Annotated in this window: 18 protein-coding genes; 4 read left to right on the forward strand and 14 right to left on the reverse strand. The window is 59.5% G+C overall.

Annotation, left to right across the window (positions count from 1 at the left end):
* Positions 1 to 7 precede the first annotated feature (7 nt).
* The 12 genes from GSQ73_RS04725 to GSQ73_RS04780 all read right to left on the reverse strand — a co-directional run bounded on the left by GSQ73_RS04725 (position 8) and on the right by GSQ73_RS04780 (position 9,090).
* Positions 8 to 433 (reverse strand): DUF5681 domain-containing protein, encoded by a 426-nt coding sequence (locus GSQ73_RS04725; protein WP_254063266.1) that lies wholly within the window; start codon positions 431 to 433, stop codon positions 8 to 10.
* 76 nt (positions 434 to 509) lie between these two features.
* Positions 510 to 839: a hypothetical protein gene (locus GSQ73_RS17845; RefSeq protein WP_174236056.1), complete on the reverse strand. Its 330-nt coding sequence runs from the start codon at positions 837 to 839 to the stop codon at positions 510 to 512.
* Between the two features lie 48 nt (positions 840 to 887).
* Positions 888 to 3,788 carry a phage tail length tape measure family protein gene (locus GSQ73_RS04735; protein WP_158881451.1) on the reverse strand — a complete coding sequence of 967 codons (2,901 nt, stop codon included), beginning with the start codon at positions 3,786 to 3,788 and terminating at the stop codon, positions 888 to 890.
* Between the two features lie 19 nt (positions 3,789 to 3,807).
* On the reverse strand, positions 3,808 to 4,119 hold the full coding sequence (locus GSQ73_RS04740) for a hypothetical protein (protein ID WP_158881453.1): 312 nt from the start codon (positions 4,117 to 4,119) through the stop codon (positions 3,808 to 3,810).
* The gene (locus GSQ73_RS04745; RefSeq protein WP_216844722.1) at positions 4,116 to 4,682 is read right to left on the reverse strand and encodes a hypothetical protein; all 567 of its coding nucleotides are present in this window, start codon (positions 4,680 to 4,682) and stop codon (positions 4,116 to 4,118) included. Before GSQ73_RS04745 ends, GSQ73_RS04740 begins: the two co-directional genes overlap by 4 nt.
* Positions 4,683 to 4,812: 130 nt before the next feature.
* On the reverse strand, positions 4,813 to 5,670 hold the full coding sequence (locus GSQ73_RS04750) for an ATP-binding protein (protein WP_158881457.1): 858 nt from the start codon (positions 5,668 to 5,670) through the stop codon (positions 4,813 to 4,815).
* The gene (locus GSQ73_RS04755; RefSeq protein ID WP_158881459.1) at positions 5,633 to 6,400 is read right to left on the reverse strand and encodes a helix-turn-helix domain-containing protein; all 768 of its coding nucleotides are present in this window, start codon (positions 6,398 to 6,400) and stop codon (positions 5,633 to 5,635) included. Before GSQ73_RS04755 ends, GSQ73_RS04750 begins: the two co-directional genes overlap by 38 nt.
* A 9-nt stretch (positions 6,401 to 6,409) precedes the next feature.
* Positions 6,410 to 6,604, reverse strand: coding sequence for a hypothetical protein (locus tag GSQ73_RS04760; protein WP_158881461.1), 195 nt, complete (start codon positions 6,602 to 6,604; stop codon positions 6,410 to 6,412).
* Positions 6,605 to 6,681: 77 nt separating this feature from the next.
* Entirely contained in the window at positions 6,682 to 7,158 is a 477-nt protein-coding gene (locus GSQ73_RS04765; protein ID WP_158881463.1) for a hypothetical protein, read from the reverse strand.
* A gap of 63 nt (positions 7,159 to 7,221) precedes the next feature.
* Positions 7,222 to 7,422 (reverse strand): hypothetical protein, encoded by a 201-nt coding sequence (locus GSQ73_RS04770; RefSeq protein WP_158881465.1) that lies wholly within the window; start codon positions 7,420 to 7,422, stop codon positions 7,222 to 7,224.
* Positions 7,423 to 7,430: 8 nt separating this feature from the next.
* On the reverse strand, positions 7,431 to 7,766 hold the full coding sequence (locus GSQ73_RS04775) for a hypothetical protein (RefSeq protein ID WP_158881467.1): 336 nt from the start codon (positions 7,764 to 7,766) through the stop codon (positions 7,431 to 7,433).
* 70 nt (positions 7,767 to 7,836) lie between these two features.
* Entirely contained in the window at positions 7,837 to 9,090 is a 1,254-nt protein-coding gene (locus GSQ73_RS04780; RefSeq protein WP_158881469.1) for a site-specific integrase, read from the reverse strand.
* Positions 9,091 to 9,442: 352 nt separating this feature from the next.
* Between GSQ73_RS04780 and GSQ73_RS04785 the strand changes: the two genes are divergently transcribed.
* The 4 genes from GSQ73_RS04785 to GSQ73_RS04800 all read left to right on the forward strand — a co-directional run bounded on the left by GSQ73_RS04785 (position 9,443) and on the right by GSQ73_RS04800 (position 11,886).
* Positions 9,443 to 10,249 carry a DUF6602 domain-containing protein gene (locus tag GSQ73_RS04785; RefSeq protein ID WP_158881471.1) on the forward strand — a complete coding sequence of 269 codons (807 nt, stop codon included), beginning with the start codon at positions 9,443 to 9,445 and terminating at the stop codon, positions 10,247 to 10,249.
* Positions 10,250 to 10,281: 32 nt separating this feature from the next.
* Positions 10,282 to 10,725: a hypothetical protein gene (locus tag GSQ73_RS04790; protein WP_158881473.1), complete on the forward strand. Its 444-nt coding sequence runs from the start codon at positions 10,282 to 10,284 to the stop codon at positions 10,723 to 10,725.
* Between the two features lie 24 nt (positions 10,726 to 10,749).
* Positions 10,750 to 11,406 carry a hypothetical protein gene (locus GSQ73_RS04795; RefSeq protein WP_158881475.1) on the forward strand — a complete coding sequence of 219 codons (657 nt, stop codon included), beginning with the start codon at positions 10,750 to 10,752 and terminating at the stop codon, positions 11,404 to 11,406.
* Between the two features lie 165 nt (positions 11,407 to 11,571).
* Positions 11,572 to 11,886 carry a hypothetical protein gene (locus tag GSQ73_RS04800; protein ID WP_158881477.1) on the forward strand — a complete coding sequence of 105 codons (315 nt, stop codon included), beginning with the start codon at positions 11,572 to 11,574 and terminating at the stop codon, positions 11,884 to 11,886.
* Positions 11,887 to 12,668: 782 nt separating this feature from the next.
* On the opposite strand, the gene GSQ73_RS04805 is transcribed toward GSQ73_RS04800, so the two are convergent.
* Together GSQ73_RS04805 and GSQ73_RS04810 are read right to left on the reverse strand one after the other, a co-directional pair.
* The gene (locus tag GSQ73_RS04805; protein ID WP_158881479.1) at positions 12,669 to 13,178 is read right to left on the reverse strand and encodes a hypothetical protein; all 510 of its coding nucleotides are present in this window, start codon (positions 13,176 to 13,178) and stop codon (positions 12,669 to 12,671) included.
* A 225-nt stretch (positions 13,179 to 13,403) separates the two neighbouring features.
* Entirely contained in the window at positions 13,404 to 13,958 is a 555-nt protein-coding gene (locus tag GSQ73_RS04810) for a hypothetical protein (RefSeq protein ID WP_158881481.1), read from the reverse strand.
* Positions 13,959 to 14,186: the final 228 nt, after the last annotated feature.

Genomic DNA, 14,186 nt, shown 5'->3' on the forward strand with positions numbered 1-14,186 from the left:
CAGCCGCTCATGCAGATTTGTCATCTCGTCCTTCCAGAGCCGCGACGCGGCGTGCCAGTTCGTCGACTTCAACAACGCGCGCCACGGTGCCGATCGCAGCCACCAGTTGCGCGCCCAAGTCCGGGGGGATACGTCCGTCAGCGACAGCAGCGAGGACCGCATGCGCCTTGTCTGTGAGCTCCACGGCATCATTCAGCGCTGGAACATCCAATGGCTCTGCGCTAGCTCGATATACCGGCAGTGCGCGCTCGAGCAACGTGCGCGCCGCGTGCACGTCGCCAGCGAGCGCCAATTCCTGCAGCTTGTTCACGACGCCTTCGACGTCGATCAGTTTTCGCAGACGTGTTGCAGCATTCACCGTACCGCTCTGCCTGCCGGCTGGGTTACCGGACTGCCCTGGTTTCCAGGCAGTAGCGGTCGGTGGTTTCTTCATGGCGTGCTTTCTCCGGTGCAGATTGCACGCGAGCGCACCTCGCGCGCCTCACGTGCGCAATGCGTGCATTCATCACTCATGCCGGCGGCAGGCCTTCGAGTTTGGAAGCGCGCACGATGCGAGACCAGCCATCCCACGGCAGTCCCTGCGGCTTCTGGTTGGACATGATCCGTTGTGCGATGGCGGCGATCTGAGCGCCTTGCGTTGAGCTCAGCTCCGCGCAGTCCATGATCTTGCTCACCTCCGCATCGTTCTCGATCTGCGACCAGTAGCCGTCTTTCATGGCCGTGCTCAGCGATTGCAAATCTTCGGGATTGACGCGCGCCAAGGACGGGACGGTGACGGGTTTCGTCGTCATGCTTGACGTGTCGAAAGTGGTCGATCTAATGATCTTTTGCATTTGCATGCTTTTCTCCTGTGCCGCGATGCGGCGGGTTGTTGTTGAAGTACTCCATCAGCCGCGACTCCGCGTCGCTGCGCTGTTCGCGCTCTTGCCCTTGGCGTAGCTGGCCAGCTCGGTACCGAGACCGCCGCGCAGCGCCTGCTTGAATGACTTTGCGTCCATGGCGTGGATGTGCACGTGGAAGGCGCCAGTGCCGCCGCCGACGGACTTGCCGCGACGGCTAGATCCTTGCGAGCTCGCGCCATCACGCACCGACTGCGCGACGTGCGCCGGGAGCACCATTTCGTTCTTGTGGATCATGGCCAGCTGATCGGCCGGCACGTCTTCCCAACCGCCAGAAGCCGAGGCCACAGTGGCGTAGCTCATCGCCTCAAGCGCCATCGCCGCGCCGAATGCCGGCGCGCCGATATCAACCGGCCATGGCGCACCCGCGAAGGAGGCTGTGCCCTGCGCGCCTGCCACGCCCGCCGCCTTGGTGATCGATGCCACGGTGGCCAGCGACTCGGCCGCGGCGTCCGTGGCGCGTTGTGTGTCCGTGGCGGTGGCCTGGCCCGTCAGCGTGCCGATCGTCGCGGTGAGCATGCCCGCCTCTTTTTCGATCCATGCTTCGAGCGGCTTCTCGATCGCCGATTCGATGAACTGCTCGGCCATCGACTGGCCGATGCTCGTCACCGCACTCTTGAGGCTTTGGTGCTGGAAAATCATGCCGGTGATTGCTTGACCGACGCTCGCTGAAATGCGCTTTGCGTATTGGCTCCATTCCTTTTCGCTGTTCTTGTGAAACTTCTGCTCGTCCTTCGCCATGGTGGTAAGCGACGATTGATGCGAGGCCACGATGCCCGCTTGATCTTTCTTCACCGCCATCGCGTCGCCGGCGTCGAGCTTTTCCTTCGCCTTGTAGTAGGCGGTGTCGAGCGCGAGCTTTTGATTCACCAACCCGCGTTCGAGATCCAGCAACTTCTGCGCGCTGATGTCGCCGGCGGAGTACTCGTTCTGATATTCCTCGCGCTTTGTCTCAAGCTCGCGCATCGCCTGGTCGTGAGCAGCGGTCAAATCCTGTTCGTCGAGCGCACGCTGTTGTTGCGCGATGCGCGCTTTCTCGGACGCTGCAGCGCGCGCATCGGCGATCTGTTCGGCGAGCGCGCGGCGGTAATCGGTTGATTGATCGCCATACAAGCGCTTAGCGCTTTCGACGATCTTCTCGTCGATCTGAGTGCGCTCCGCGCTGTATGCCATCGTGGCGTTGCGCTGCATCTCCAAGCTGTTGATTGTGCCTGCGGCGGCCGCCTTGGCTGCCTGCGTCGATTTCTGCGCGGCCTGGTTCGATGACGCCAGCTGCTGGTCGTCCAGTTGCTTCTGCAGCTCCTGCACCTTGCCCCATGCGGCCGTGTATTCGGCCGTCCCTTTCTTGGCCGTCTGCAGGATCGTGCCCCAATATTCCATCTCGAATTGCGCGCGCCTGTCGTAGCTGATCTGCTGCTCCGCTTCCTGATCGCGCAGGTCTTTTTCGAGATCGCCGGCGCCGGACGTGCTCTTGTGCGCTTTCGACATCGCGTCGATTTTCGAGGCCGACGCTTTCGCTGCATCACCGACTTGCGCCGCCGCCGCGCTTTGTTCGTGCAGCTTCGCCGTCAGGTCTGTGACGACTTTGGTCTGCGCTCTGACTTCTTCCGTGATGCCAACGGAATTGCTGTGCACCTGCAGCAGCTCGGCGTTTTGATTTTGCAGGTTCTTCAAGAGCAGCTGCGCGTCGGCGAGCTGTGTCGCAGTGTCACCGCCGCCGAGTGCAACGTCGGCGCCGCGCATGGCGTCGTTCCAAGCACCCTTGAGATCACGCCACGCTTTGATCAGCACGTTCACGTGCTCATGCACCTGTTCCGTCTTCACGCCCATGGAGTCGGCCATCGCCGCGTAAGCGATGCTTGCTGCGCCCGTGACGTCGCCGGCGGCAACGAGCTGTTCCATCTGCTCGTACTCAGCCACGGTCAGAAAGTGGAACTGGTCATTGAGGTTGGCCACCGCGCGAAGCGGATCCTGCTGTAGGCGCTCGATCTGAGAAATGATCGTGCCGACACTCTCGCCGGTCATGCTAGCCATCTCGGCCGCGGCGGTACCGACCAGGCGGAGATCGTCGCCGGCGAATCGACCCGACGCAGCAAGCTTCTGAAACGCCGTGTCGGCGCCGGAGACATCGCCTGTCGCCTTACCAACGCGATCGGCCATGTTGTCGAGCTGGCCAGCCGTGTAGCCCGACGCGTCACCGGTGGCGATCACCGCGCCTTCCATCGCGCGGAAGTCGCTGCCGGCTTCAAACACTTCGTAGCCCAGCGCCGCGGCGCCAGCCGTCGCCAAACCCAGCGGAGTCGCAAGGACCGATAGCGCGCTCGACAGCAAGGCCGTGCGATTTGCTAGCGTGATCGTCGAACCTTCCAGGCGCGTGTAATTGCCGCGTGCGAACTCGCCGACCATCACACCGACCTCGCGCGCCACCTGACCATTGAGCGCGAGCGTCGTCGTGTTCGTGATGGTGGCCATGGTTGCGGTTTCGGTCGCGGTGGTCGCTGCCACTTCCGCGCCGATGTATGCTTCCACGCCTTCCATCTGTGCGTCCTGCGCAGCGATGGCGGCCTGGGTCGCGGCGATCTGCTCAGCCGTCGCTTCGACGCGCAGCCCGAGGCGCTCGGCAAGGCTGGTCTCGCTTTCGGCGATCGCGCCGTTCGCCGCCTGCTGCTCGAGCGACGCAGCGACCATCGCCTTGATGCGCAACGACGCAGCGTCCGCGCTTTCGGCGACAACGGCATTCGACGTGGCGATTGCCGCGGACGATTCTGCGATCGCCGCGGCCATCGTCTGTGTGCCAGCGACAACAGACTCGGTACCGGCTTCCATGCCTTGGTCGAGCTCCGCGTAGTCAGCGGTGAGGCTGACTTTGATTTCTTCATCTCCACTCATCGCACTTCCCCTTGATGTTTCAGTGGCGAGTCGACGATGCTTCGTCGGTCTCGTTGAGCTGCAGATTGGGCGACTGTCCGATCAAAGAGAGCAGCACCTCGCGAATGTTGTCGGGCCTCACCGCCTCGCGAATCTCGTCCGAGGTTGCTTCCAGCATCTGCCGGCGCACTGCAACGCCGATGATCCGCAGCACGTGAGTAAGTGCCTCTGGACTCGTCATCTCTTCCGTGGTCCGCAGCGTGGACAGCGCCAGCACACTGTCGAAGACCTGCCCGATGTCGGACAGGTCCAGTGGTCGGAGCACCAGCTCCTGGCCGCGAATGGTGATCACGCAGGCACCCGCAAGCTCTGCGACCAAAGAGTCTGCCAGCGAGCGTTCGCTTCGTTCATTGCTTTGACGCGGATCGGCTCGAGGTAGAGATGACGCTGTTCAAGATGCGGCACTACGATCGGCAGAAACGCGGTCGTGCCCTGGTTGTCGAGATCCTGCTTCGAGGCAAGGAAATGATTGAGCGTCTGCAGTTCAATGCGATGGCGCTCAACCGCGATAAGAGCCTCTTGGTAGGCGGCGCCCAGGCCTTCGGCTTCCGCGGCGAGTACCGCCATCGCGCACACCGTCATGTTGTCCATCTCGACCTTCATCGAGCGGTCCAATGCCAGCACGTTTTCTTGCACCGGCGCGGACGCGGCAGCCGCGGCGCGACTCTTCGACTGCGCTTCGACGAGCTGACGATTCAGGCCTTCGCGCGCGGCGTGGTCAAACGTCGGAACCTCGCCGATCGCCCCTGCGTCGGCCCAGGCTTCCATCGCCGCGTTTTCCTGGCGATCCATGTCTGCGATTGCCGCGCGCGCCTGGGTCTCACTCTGGCCGGCCGTCTGGAGACTGGCGAGCACATCGGCCTGCTGCTTGCGCTGGTTCGCGATAGCACGAACGCGAGTGCGTGCGTCGTCGAGGTTTGTTTGAATCTGTGTTGTGTCGGTCATGACATTTTCCTTTCGTATGGTTGTGTGTATGGGGCAGTCGTCATTGCCGACCGATCCGCTGCGGTACTGCGTGGGTTTGAAGGTTGTCGCCGGCGGACGGGATGTCCGACAACGTGGCGCGCTGGCCGCGGTGACTTTGCCAATCGAACGCGATGACGGCGCCCGATTCGCGAAAGCGATCCATCACGCGATCGCCGAGAAATGTGCTCAGCTCTTCGCGCGTCAGATTGGAAATCAGAATCGTCGAGCGGAGCTGCTGGTAACGCTCGTTGATGATCTCGAACATCAGCATTTTTTCGTGCTCACTGCCGAGCTGGGCCCCGATCTCATCGAGAATCAAAAGGTCCGGTGCAAGCAAGTCGTCGATCGCATCGGATTCGCTGCGGGGGCTGTCCTTGCGGTACGTGTCCTTGATGTGTCGGATGGCTGACAGCACCGTCATGAACAAGACCGAGCGGAGCATTTCGGTGAACGCGTTGCCGCAGGCAGTCGCAAGGTGAGTTTTTCCTACGCCAGGCGGGCCGCATAAGATCAGCGAAGCGCCAGGCGTTTTGCTTTCGGAGAAAAGGGTGCAGATTTCCTTTACGCGCTGCTGGCCTGGTGTCGTAGCGATGAAGTTATCGATCGTCCTGTCGGTGTAGCGTGCGGGAATTCCGCTCCTGTTTCGGAGCGAATAGATGCGCTCCTGTTTTTCGCGTCGCGCTAAGGCTTCGTTTCGCTCTACGGTCTTGGCGCGGTCCGCCACTTCGCACAGCGGGCAGCGCGTTACGACCGGCGGATGGTCGGTGAAAACCGTGAAGCTCTTCGCGGTGAAATCGCCGTGCGTTTCGCAGTAGGCGGCGACCTCTTTCTCGCTTGGATTAAGCGCCAGCGGTGCGGAGGAAATCGGGGAGTTCATCGTCGGTGGTCCCTGTATAAGTTTTGCTGCCGAACTGCTGTGCAATCGGCGGTTTTCCGCGCGACGAACTCGGAGCGGTGCGGGGCGGATATATGCCTTGCCATCCGTGCTCGATAGCAAGCTCGATCAACGCCTTGGCGTCGTGGCCTTCGTCGTGAAACTTGGTCAACGTCCGAAGGCTCAGCGCCTTCGCCTTGTCGGTGAAGCGCCCCTTTCCTGTTTGCCGGTACTGACACCAGTCCTGCCATGCATCGATCGGCAACCACTCAGGAATATCGATTGGCTTCGAGCGCACCTGTTGATGGTTCAACTGGCGGTTACTTGGTGGTTGAGTGGTGGTTATGGGTGAACGTGGTGCGGGGGCCCCTGCACCCTGTGCGGGGGTGGGGTGAACGTGGTGCGGGGGCGAAGGTGCACCGTGTGCGGGGTGAACCTCATGCGGAGGTGGGGTGCACGTGGTGCGTGGCAGGGGTGCACCGTGTGCAGGGGTGACCGTGTAAACGGTCGAACGGCCGCCTCGAAAATCGCGCTGCAGGTAGCCGGCAGACTCCAGCAGCGCGATGTGCTTCTGAACTGCCCGGCCGCTGAGACCAGTGCGTTCGGCAAGCATCGAGTTCGAGGGGAAGCACTCACCGCCGTCGTTGGCCATGTCAGCCAGCGCGACGTACACCAGCTTTGCAGCAGGTGTCAGCGGCACCTTCCATGCCGCGTTGAGGATCTGGAAACTCATTTGCGCCGATCAGGCCGCTGCTTGCTGGCGCATGCGTTCCGGCAACGTGCGCAGAGACTCAGCCACGACGTAGCGGCGGCGCCCGAGAGTGAAGGTCTCAAGCAAGCCTTTGTCGACCAGGCGATAGGCTGCCGTGCGGGAAATGCCGTGCTCTTCGCACTTTTCCACAAACGGAAAGAAGGTGGGCTTGTCTTCGGTCTTCAAGGATCTGTCTCCAGATGCCGTGGTGTACCCACGGCTTCCGGCTGATCCTGAAAGCTCAGGCCTATCGATAGAATCGGTTACTTTCGTTGTGAGCCGTTTCTGTTTTCCAAAGCTCGTTTGACAGTCGACACGCTGCAACCGGCTGCGCGAGCAATTTGCTTGTGCTTACTTCCGGTCGTGATCTTCTCGGCTAGTTCGAGAATCTTCTTGCTCAATTCCTGTGCGCGGCGTTGGTTTGGCCGGTACAGCCATCGAGCAGACAATGCCCTTTCGACCTTGCTCGCCTCGGCCTCAAAATCTCGTCGACGCTGCAGCATCTTCCAGTAGTAGGGCGGGACCGGCAGATCGGCCCCAGCCCGGCCATGCTCGCGATATACGACCGTTCCATTGCGGATCGTGGCGATGTATTCGTGGCGCTCAATATGCGCGTGTTGCCTTCGCTCTAAGAAATTCTTCGTTTCCTCTTCATTGAGCAAACGGGGATGCCTGAGTGCTTCCGCAATAGCAGCCAGTGCCTCTGGAAATTCAGGGATTGAGATGGGTCGTTTCGACATCGGGCACCTATGCGCCCTTCAAATGCACCGCGCCAGTGGGCGAACTGGCGCGGCGTTGAACTATCAATCAGTGCGCGGCAGGTTCAAATTCTCTTTGCCGCTGACGAGCGCGCCGGCCTCGACGAGCAAGCCTTCAATGGCCCATGCTGAGTTTTCGATGGCGAACGGGGTCACGTGCTCCAGCTTCGCCACGCGCATCATCGCGGCGATGCCTTGTGCTTTGTTCAATCGGTCAGTGATTGCATCGGCAAGATCCACGCTCATTGCTGCGCTCATGACTGCACCTCGCCGATTTCGGTCCGGATCGCAGTCGATAGCTGCGACAAAAGGATGATCGCGTTCGCGATGTCACCGATGGGCCGCGTTGCAAACTCAGCGTCGGATCCGGTGTCGTTTTCGACATGAAAGATCACGGACTTTGCAGCACGCGCTAACCCTTGAATCATTTCATTGATGCGATCGCACTGCTCTACCTCAGGCGGGAAATGTTTGCATTTCCTGTCGACGGTGATCGTCAGCACTTTGTCGTCAGCGATCCACAAGTCGTGTTTGCTTCTTTGCGCTGCCGATGGCTGTCTTTTCCGAGTTGATACACTTTCAGTTGCCATGATCTCGACCTCCTTGGGTCGTGGTTGTGGAAGGCTGGCCAGGTGTGTCAGCACCTGGTCGGCCGCTTTGTCAGGCTTTCGCCCGATGCTTGCGCCCCTGCAGGGCTGTCACGTTGTCGGCCGCGCGCGGAGCCGCGCAGTACGCCGCCCAATCCTTCATCAGTACAGCGCGCCGCTGCAACAAGTCGCCGCGCTGGTATGCGGCCTCAGCCGCGTCTTTCAGTCGATGCGCCATGGCTGCTTCGATGACTTCGCGCGAGTGGCTGGTTGTCTCGGCCGCCCAATCCCGGAACGTGGAGCGAAACCCGTGCGCAGTGAGGCCCGGGCGCAATTCTTTCAGCAGCTTCATCGCCGCGGCAGTAGTGATCGAGCGATCGCGGACACCGGGGAACACGTTGTCATTGATTCGCGGAAGCCCGCGCAACAACTTCACCGCAGCAGGCGCGAGCGGAATCCTGTGCTCCTTGCCGGCTTTCATGCGCGAGCCTGGAATCGTCCACACCGCGCCGTCCAGATCGAACTCCGCCCATCTCGCGCCGGCGGCCTCGCCCGGACGCGTAGCGGTCAACATCTGCAGCTCGAGCACGCGCGCGCCGACGGTGTCGCGCTGACGTAGCTCCGCCATGAAAGCCGCGGCGTCGACGTAAGGTAGCGCCGCGCGATGCTTGACGGCCTGCACCTTGTTGCGCGCCGGCAGCAGCTGGTCGAGGTGGTTGCGCCATGCTGCGGGGTTGTCACCGATGCGCAGGCCGCGAACCGTCGCCCAAGCCAGCACGCTCTCGATGCGGCCACGCACCCGGCTCATGGTCTCGGGCTTGCTATTCCAGAGGGGCGCTTTCGAGTCTTTCCCCTCGAGACATTTCATAACCAGCGCCGTGTCGATCGCGTCCACCGGCAGCTGCCAGACGGGCACGCAATACGTGCGTAGCGTGCTGTCCCATTGCGCTGCGTGCTTCGGATTCTTCCAGCCGCTGCGGTGAGTCTCGATGTAGAGCTCGGCGCATCGCCCGAACGCCATGCGCTTTTCATGCTTCGCGCGCGCCTCGGCTTTTTCCGCGTGCTTGACCGTCATCGGGTCCTGTCCGTCGCGCAGCATGCGGCGAAGGCCAGCAGCGCGCTCTCGCGCTTCTGAGAGGCTCACATCCCACGCTGGGCCCAAGCCCATATCACGAAGCTTCGTGGTGATCCTGTCGCGATAGCGGAAGATCCACGAGCGCCGGCCGTCGGGTTTCACCAACAAATAGAGCAGCCCGCCGTCGGCATGCATGCCGGGTTTCTTCGTCTTGACCGAAGTTGCCGTGAGGCGATTTACGTGCGTGGCCATGCGTTTGATTCCGTGTTGACCCAACCTGTGCCCCATACATGCTGAGCGTGCTGTACAGGTATGTCAAGGGACAACAGGGAGCTTCGAGACACCTTAGTTTGCAGGGCTCTTGGCTAGATTGGTTCATTTGGGTACGTATGGGATCAAACCGGGTAGTTAGGCGGACAGTCTCCCTCTCCGCCAGTATTATCAAGGCTTTACACGATCCCGGCCCAGCGCCGGGATTGTTGTTTCTGGAGCACGGGGTCACCCCAGGGTCACCCCAGGGTCACCCCGCCGTCCGTAGGTACCGACGCTGCGCAGATGAGCCTGCTACGCTCCTTCGCGATCAATCACACGGACGAAGATCATTATGACTGCGCCGTTCTTTAAGAGACTGGGCGATTACTACCTAGACGTAGCACGCGTGCTCCGGGGCGAAGCAAATACCGCTTCGATCTTTCCCAACCCATCAGACATCGGTGCGACGCGTGAGGACGTTTACTCGGACTTTCTTAAGCAGCACGCCCCATCGAAGTGCAACGTTTCTTTCGGCGGCTTTGTCTTCGGCGACGATGGCTCAGAGTCTGGCCAACTCGACGTGCTAATCACTACAGATACGGCGCCACGTTTCAAAGTGTCTAACCAAGATGGGCGCAAGACGTTCGCGCCGGTGGAGGGTACGCTCGGCGTGGCGTCGATTAAGTCGACATTGAACAAAGCGACGCTTGAAGATGCATTAATGGAGTTCGCGCGAATTCCTCCGACAGCGCCGCTTGGGCAACGCATCCAGCCTCAACTTCCAGCCGTGGATTATGGAAACTGGCCTTACAAGATCCTATATGCATCGGACGGAATCAATGGGGGAACGCTGGTCGAACATCTGCACCACTTCTACCTTGCGAATCCCTCAATCCCAGTGAGCCGCAGGCCGGACATAATCCACGTGGTGGGGAAATACGTAATTTTCAAAACTCGAAGTGGTGACACGATTCGAAACAAAGACAATCAGATGACCCCTGTGCCCGTGGGTCAGTACATTGCCCTTGAGTCGCACGCAGACGTCCAAGCGATCGCAACTATCCTGAATGAGTTGCAGATTCGAGCCACAATTTCGACGCATATCCTTTTTTCGTACCAAACTATTGTCGATGGCGTCTATCGAACGCTTGAGGTCTGAGCGCCAAATTGCTCACCAGTTCGGAACGAAATATGGTCTTTCTCGTTGCTGCTATAGCCTTGATCATCGTTGCGGTGGTCTTCCAATCGATTCGAAAGAAACCAGCGACGCCGATCGGCAAGATAGGGGGAACGGGCGCGTTCCAGTTCGACATCGTAGGTGAGTCGCACTATCAGGACGCCCTTGAAATTCTGTGCGGTGGAAGAACTGAAGAAAGTGCAGCGAAACGAGCGGAGGCCCACCTCATTCTTGAGGACAATAACCCTCACGACAAGTTAGCTGTCCGTGTCGATATCAGCGGAAAGACTGTGGGCTATCTCGCGAGCGAGAACGCTCGCCAGTATCGGGAGAAAATAGCTCAAGCAGGTCAGCCTCGCTTAATAGGCGTATGCGACGCGCTCATCGTCGGAGGTTGGCGCCGTTCCAAAACAGACGTCGGAAGCTTCGGCGTCAGGCTCGATCTGCCAATCGCGTAGAGTCGCGGCACTTAGGGGAACGTTGTGCTAATAGCGCCAGAAATTTTCATCACAACACAAGCCGCGGCGACTGATCATTCAGCCCTATTGCTTGCGTTGGTCACCCCAGCCGTAACCCTGGGGCTTTTCTATTTAGCCCAGCGTGAGGCCCGGCGGAAAGACAGCAAGGATCTCGAAAGCCATCGCGAGAAAGAACGCGAAACCTTGCGTTTGAATCTTAAGCGAGATGTGTTCTTGGAGGTCGCGCCCGCGATCCAAAATAACTACAGCGCTCTCATCCAGTCCGTCGATTTAAAAATTTCTACGCCCGATCTACAACGGAAGTTTCAGGACACACTCGCAAAGTCTGGCGACGGGATCGCTAAGCTTCAGGCATTTGCTTCGGATGACACCATCGAGGCAGCTAGACAAGTGCAGACCACTCTAGGCGCCATCTATATCCGGCTGCTGGCGGATCGAATTGCGTTAGGCGAGCGCAAAGACTTAGACGCGGTTAAAGAGATGGCGAGAGCTTGGCGACGTGAAGCGGATGCTTATCCGCCGGTGATTTCAACACTCATTTATCACGCCCGCTTAGAACTGCATTTACCTTTCGACAAGGAGCAATTTGAACATGGCTTTGTCGATTCAAATACACGGATGTTTGCCGAGTTGGAAAGATTCATCGGGCCACTGGGGTAGATGTTAGTCGTCGAAGTCGTTGCGGTTATCTGACTCAGCAACGCGGCCTGTAACTGACCCGACACACCATCCGCAGCCGCGCCATACCGCGCAGTAAAAGCGTCGCTGTCATGGACCTGCCACGAACCGGCGGCAAGGTGATTCCAGATTCGAACGGAATTTCCCGTGCCCTCCGAGCCTTCTTCCGGACTCAGCCACACTAGCCCGCTCCGGCACTGGGACGGCGCGCTGCCGATCGTCATGTCCATCGTGGTGTTGCTGATGGTCGCCGTCGAGGTGTGGAAGCACGGCTTGCACGCGCCGCATCATGATGAAGGCACCGCCGATCACATCGCCATGCTGCTGATGTTCGGGCAGGTGCCGATCATGTTCTGGTTTTCCGCGCCGGGACGGCGGCGCATTCGCGAGATTCTGCCGACGCTCGCGCTGCAGTTGTCGCTGTGGGTCACCACCTTTGCACTTGCGGTCGCGCTGACCTGAGGCGGCAACTTCAGGACGAGCAGGATCAGATCGTCGGGCTTCGGCCGTCGAAGCATCTGCCCGGGTGAGCACGGCCCTATTGGATGAGTTTGTCACTCGCCTTGGGCCGCCGGTCGTCACCGATGAGGCTCGGAGTCTCATCGATGACCCTCAAAGACTCATGCATGAGTCTTTTTGTCTCACGCGTGACCCGAAAAGGCTCAACCGTGAGGTGGCGCAGCCTCAACGTTGAGTCTTTGAGCCTCATCGTCGAGGCTCGGTAGCCTCATCGATGACTTTCAAAGACTCATGCATGAGTCTTTTTGCTTCATGCATGAGCCAAAAAGCCTCGACCGTGAGGTGATGCAGCCTCAACGTCGAGTCTTTTCGCCTCAACGCTGAGTCTTTTTGCTTCATGCGTGAGCCAAAAAGACTCAAGCCGCGAATTGTCGGCTCAACCTGCAACCGTCAGGAATGCTGCGTTCGAGCCAGGGGCTGGCCGCTAGGGAAAAGAGGGGCGGATGGCGAAGATGAAATACAGGATCGGGAGCACTGAATGCGCAGCGCCTTCGTCGCGTGACTCCTTCGCGCATTCGGCCTGTATACCGTCACGCCACTCCTGCATACATACAGAAAAGGAGCCAGAGACATTGAATATCTCTGACTCCTTTGGCTTTGCAAGAACCTCTGACGGTGTTGTCTTCGTCCCATCACCGCATGTCTAGCGCAGAGGTCGAAAAAGGCGACGCTTCAGTTGACCTTGAGCATGTGGGCAGATGAACCCGCCTTGCTTTCCCTGGTTGCTATTGAGTGGAGGACACCCCGGTTGCCATGGGCGCAACGCCGGCAGTGATCTTGAAGGTGCATCTTGAACTCGTTCCGCCAAAACCAGCGGACATGTTGCCAGTCACCGTCGAGCACGGGCCATTGATGCGGTCGCCATGCATTTTCCAGTAGCCACGCATGACAGGTCCGAGGGAGGCAAGGGTGAAATAAACGCTGGACTTGCCGTCGGCCTGCGGCTCCGCATGCAAGGCTGCATCCATGAACACCTGCGCATTCACGCGTCTGCCATTGACGTGCGCGGGTGACTTGACCCAAGCCTGCACGCTCTTCCAGAGCAACTTGTTCACGTTGTCGGGCAAGCGTTGTGAGTGCTGGATATCACGAACCTGGCCTTTGCTGGTCACGATCACCAATAGGGGCAGATGGACCACAGTGCCAGAGGGAGCCCCGACGGTGTCGCTGGCAGCCGATTGAGAAAAGCTTCTCAACGAAGCGTCATGGGCGATGGCATTCGTTCCGAGCAACATCGATACAGCCAAGGCAAGCACGACCTTTGAACATGTCATGATTTCGCTCCTGCACACACTGCGCGTAGTGGACGCCGCTTTTTCTACTCTGCGGAATGGACGTCGTCAATTGATACTTTTTTAAGCCTCTCTCAGGTTATTGCTCCCATTCAAACGTGCTTTGGTTCACCTTCCGATGGCGTTTTTATAGAGAGGCAAAAAAATAGATCCAAAACGAGCCACTTCTTACTGCCCGTTGCCCGCGCTGATGCCACCGGGACCCACGAATAATCCGCCGACGGTGGCACCGATGCCGCCAGGACCCACCGAATAATTGACGCGCCCCTGCTGTGCTGGCTGCGTGGTGCAGATATTTTTGCCCATCGGTGACAGGCAGGGATCAGGCTTCGCACCAGCCCATGCGTTGGCTGTTGCATTGCTTCGCGCCATTTGCCGGGCCGCAACCCTTCCAATGGCCTGGTTTCTTGCGGTGATAAGGGCATTGAATTTGTTCGACCAGACCTGTGCCTTTGCCTTGTCGCGAGTGGCCGCGATGCCGTCGCCTTCTGGGATCATCTGTGCAATTTGCTGATCGTATGAAATAACTTCTGGCGGCAGTTGGCCGAGGCGAACGTGCTCGCGATCCCTTTCAGCGACCTGGGCCCATTCCGCGCTCGCCGAAAGCGGCGCCTCCGGCTTCGCGTTCGTTGCAGCCTGGTTGCGCAGGGGCATCATCTGGCACCCAGCCAAAACGGTTGTCATGAGCAGCGCCGAGACGCACTGACTTGTCGTCATCTTCATATCTTTCTTCCTTGGCGATGAAGCCGATTGTTTGGACGCGATGAGTGGCGTTGATCCATGGAGCGGCAATGGCAGTGGCACTGCCGATTCAAGATGGACGGCCATATCAAAGGTTACTTGGCGCCCGCCATGTTCGAGTGAGTGCGGCTCCGAAATACGTGTAGGGGTTTGCGTCATTCATCCGAAGTGATGAATGTGGCTCAGCGCTGATTTTTCGGTCTTGCCGGA

Source organism: Rhodanobacter sp. L36 (genome assembly GCF_009765755.1).
Lineage (GTDB): Bacteria > Pseudomonadota > Gammaproteobacteria > Xanthomonadales > Rhodanobacteraceae > Rhodanobacter.

What these genes read in the sequence shown, in the direction of transcription:
- GSQ73_RS04725 (WP_254063266.1), bottom strand. Translation starts at nt 433, where the DNA reads ATGAAGAAACCACCGACCGCTACTGCCTGGAAACCAGGGCAGTCCGGT.
- GSQ73_RS17845 (WP_174236056.1), bottom strand. Translation starts at nt 839, where the DNA reads ATGCAAATGCAAAAGATCATTAGATCGACCACTTTCGACACGTCAAGC.
- GSQ73_RS04735 (WP_158881451.1), bottom strand. Translation starts at nt 3,788, where the DNA reads ATGAGTGGAGATGAAGAAATCAAAGTCAGCCTCACCGCTGACTACGCG.
- GSQ73_RS04750 (WP_158881457.1), bottom strand. Translation starts at nt 5,670, where the DNA reads ATGAACTCCCCGATTTCCTCCGCACCGCTGGCGCTTAATCCAAGCGAG.
- GSQ73_RS04755 (WP_158881459.1), bottom strand. Translation starts at nt 6,400, where the DNA reads ATGAGTTTCCAGATCCTCAACGCGGCATGGAAGGTGCCGCTGACACCT.
- GSQ73_RS04765 (WP_158881463.1), bottom strand. Translation starts at nt 7,158, where the DNA reads ATGTCGAAACGACCCATCTCAATCCCTGAATTTCCAGAGGCACTGGCT.
- GSQ73_RS04770 (WP_158881465.1), bottom strand. Translation starts at nt 7,422, where the DNA reads ATGAGCGTGGATCTTGCCGATGCAATCACTGACCGATTGAACAAAGCA.
- GSQ73_RS04775 (WP_158881467.1), bottom strand. Translation starts at nt 7,766, where the DNA reads ATGGCAACTGAAAGTGTATCAACTCGGAAAAGACAGCCATCGGCAGCG.
- GSQ73_RS04780 (WP_158881469.1), bottom strand. Translation starts at nt 9,090, where the DNA reads ATGGCCACGCACGTAAATCGCCTCACGGCAACTTCGGTCAAGACGAAG.
- GSQ73_RS04785 (WP_158881471.1), top strand. Translation starts at nt 9,443, where the DNA reads ATGACTGCGCCGTTCTTTAAGAGACTGGGCGATTACTACCTAGACGTA.
- GSQ73_RS04790 (WP_158881473.1), top strand. Translation starts at nt 10,282, where the DNA reads ATGGTCTTTCTCGTTGCTGCTATAGCCTTGATCATCGTTGCGGTGGTC.
- GSQ73_RS04805 (WP_158881479.1), bottom strand. Translation starts at nt 13,178, where the DNA reads ATGTTGCTCGGAACGAATGCCATCGCCCATGACGCTTCGTTGAGAAGC.
- GSQ73_RS04810 (WP_158881481.1), bottom strand. Translation starts at nt 13,958, where the DNA reads ATGAAGATGACGACAAGTCAGTGCGTCTCGGCGCTGCTCATGACAACC.